The sequence below is a fragment of the bacterium genome (assembly GCA_004299235.1).
GTDB lineage: Bacteria > Chloroflexota > Dormibacteria > Dormibacterales > Dormibacteraceae > SCQL01.
The window spans coordinates 1-2,186 of the sequence record SCQL01000056.1 but is presented as its reverse complement, the minus strand read 5'-3'; the positions used below and the strand labels follow the sequence as shown (position 1 = coordinate 2,186).

Genomic DNA, 2,186 nt, shown 5'->3' with positions numbered 1-2,186 from the left:
ATTGCGGCACCACCCCATCGCTCACCTGCGCCACGTCCTCGACCCGGACGATCCCGCTGGGGCTGTTCTTGACTATCGTGTCGCCAATCTGGCGCAGTGTCTTCAGGCGCGTGTCCGAGATCGCCAGGTAGAGTTTGTAGTGGCCTTCGAGACGCCCCACCGCGGTGATCACGTTGGCTGCCGACAGCGCCCGGGACACGTCGGCAAGCGAGAGTCCGTAAGCCGTGAGCCGCGCGGGATCGACCGTCACCTGGTATTCCTCCTGCGCGCCGCCTACCACCTGAATGCGCGCTACGCCGTCCACGGCGGAGAGCAGGGGGAGCAACTGATAGCGCGCGAGATCGTACAGATCAGTTTGCGAGAGCGTATTGGACGTCAGGCTGTAGGCCATGATCGGGAACACCGTCGGGTCCATGCGCTTGGTTTCCGACTTGGTGCCGGGCGGCAGGTTCGGCACGATTTGCGCGACCGCCTCGTTGATCTGCGAGGTCGCCAGGCCCATGTTGGTACCCCAGCCGAAGCTTACCGACACCTCCGCCGTGCCCCGGCTGGTGGTGGAGCGAACGTCGCGCACGCCGGGCACGCGGCGCACCGCTTCCTCCACTGGCTGGGTCACTGTCAGCATCATGAGGTCGGCGGGCCGGTCGCCGGCGTCCAGTGACACCACCACGCGCGGGAAGTCCACCTTGGGGAACAAGGTGACGGGCAGCTTGAACGCGGCGATCGCGCCGCCCAGCGCCAACAACACCAACAGGAACAGGATCGAGCGGCGGTGCCCCTGCATCCACTGCGTGAACATCATCGCGCGCTCCCGCGCACCGCCATGCCGTCGCGCAACTCATAGTTGCCCAGGCTCACCACCGGTTCGCCGCTCGCGAACCCGCCCTGAACGAGCACCTGTCCGCCGTGCTCCAGGCCGGCTTTCACGTTCACGCGATGGGCCTTGCCATCGTGCACCTGGAAAATGTAGCTGCCTTGCGCGTCCGACAGGACAGCCGAGCGCGGAACCGTCCATCCCGTCTGCTGGTCCAGCTGAATTTCCGCATGCACCCGGGTGCCCGGAATCAGCGCGGCATCGGGCAGTTGCACCAGGACATCGACGAACTGCGTCTGCGGGTTGACCATGCCGAACACCTGCGTCACCCGCCCCATGCTTTGATGCCCGACACCAAACACCGGAGCAATGCTCACCGACATGCCCAGGCGCACCCGGGCGACCTCATCGGGTTCGACGCCCACCAGCACTCGCTGCCCACCGGCTCGGGCCAGTTGCATGACCGGCGCGCCGGCCGCAACCCGATCTCCTTGAGCGGCTTGTATGGCCATCACAACGCCATCGAAAGGGGCCACAAGCTGTTCCGAGGCTCGATTCGCGCCGATTTTTTCCTGGGTGCGCAAGGCGGCCTCGGCATCGGCGAGCGTCTTCCTGGCATTCGCCAGTTGCGATTGCGTGGCCAGTTGCTGGCTTGCCAGTTCGCCGACGCGCGCCTCTTCGCTTTTCGCGAAATCGACCGCCTGGCGTGCCTGCTGATAGCTCAGCGTGGACTCGGCACTGGTGCCGAATTCCAGCAGTGGCATGCCTTTTTTCACGGTTTGACCGGCGCTGACCAGCAACGCGACAACCTGGCCGGCGCGCGGCAGACTGAGGGTATGCAGAGCGCGGGTGTCGGGCGATACCATGCCGTATCCGGAGACGGTGTCGGTCATCGTCTGCTGCGTCAATGCCACGGTCTGGACCTGGACGCTGGGACTGTCCGCAGCCCATGTCGGAGCCGCGCCCATCAATACAGACAGCAAAAGCACGAGGTAACGAATCATCGACTGCTCCCCTGGTTGGTTTGTTCGGGCAGATTCGGGCCGAGCAGCGTCTCCAGGGCGATCTGCTGCTCCATCAGGGCCTCCTGCAGATTGATGGCCTCGACTCTCTTGTCCAGCAGCGCGGTCTGCAGCCGCACGTAGTCGAGGGCCACGAGATTGCCGGCGCGGTAGGCCGCTTCGGCCCGTTGCGCGGCAGTCGCAAGCTCGGCAACGCCGCGCCGGGTTTGCTGGAGTTGGCCTTGCAGCAGCGGCAGGTTGTCCAGCGCGGTCGCCACTTCGCTGTAGGCGCTGTTGAGCCGGTTCTGGTATTCGTCGAACAGCTTTTTGCGCGTTGCGCGCTCAATGGAAATATTGCCCCGATTGGCGTT

Annotated in this window: 3 protein-coding genes; all 3 read right to left on the bottom strand. The window is 65.0% G+C overall.

Annotated elements, in window-relative coordinates; translation table 11 throughout:
- On the bottom strand, nt 1–802 hold an 802-nt coding region (locus EPN29_13870), incomplete at its 3' end, for an efflux RND transporter permease subunit (protein TAN31267.1).
- Entirely contained in the window at nt 799–1,818 is a 1,020-nt protein-coding gene (locus EPN29_13865; protein ID TAN31266.1) for an efflux RND transporter periplasmic adaptor subunit, read from the bottom strand. The genes EPN29_13870 and EPN29_13865, both read right to left, overlap by 4 nt.
- The coding region (locus tag EPN29_13860; protein TAN31265.1) for a TolC family protein at nt 1,815–2,186 on the bottom strand (372 nt) is incomplete at its 5' end. The genes EPN29_13865 and EPN29_13860, both read right to left, overlap by 4 nt.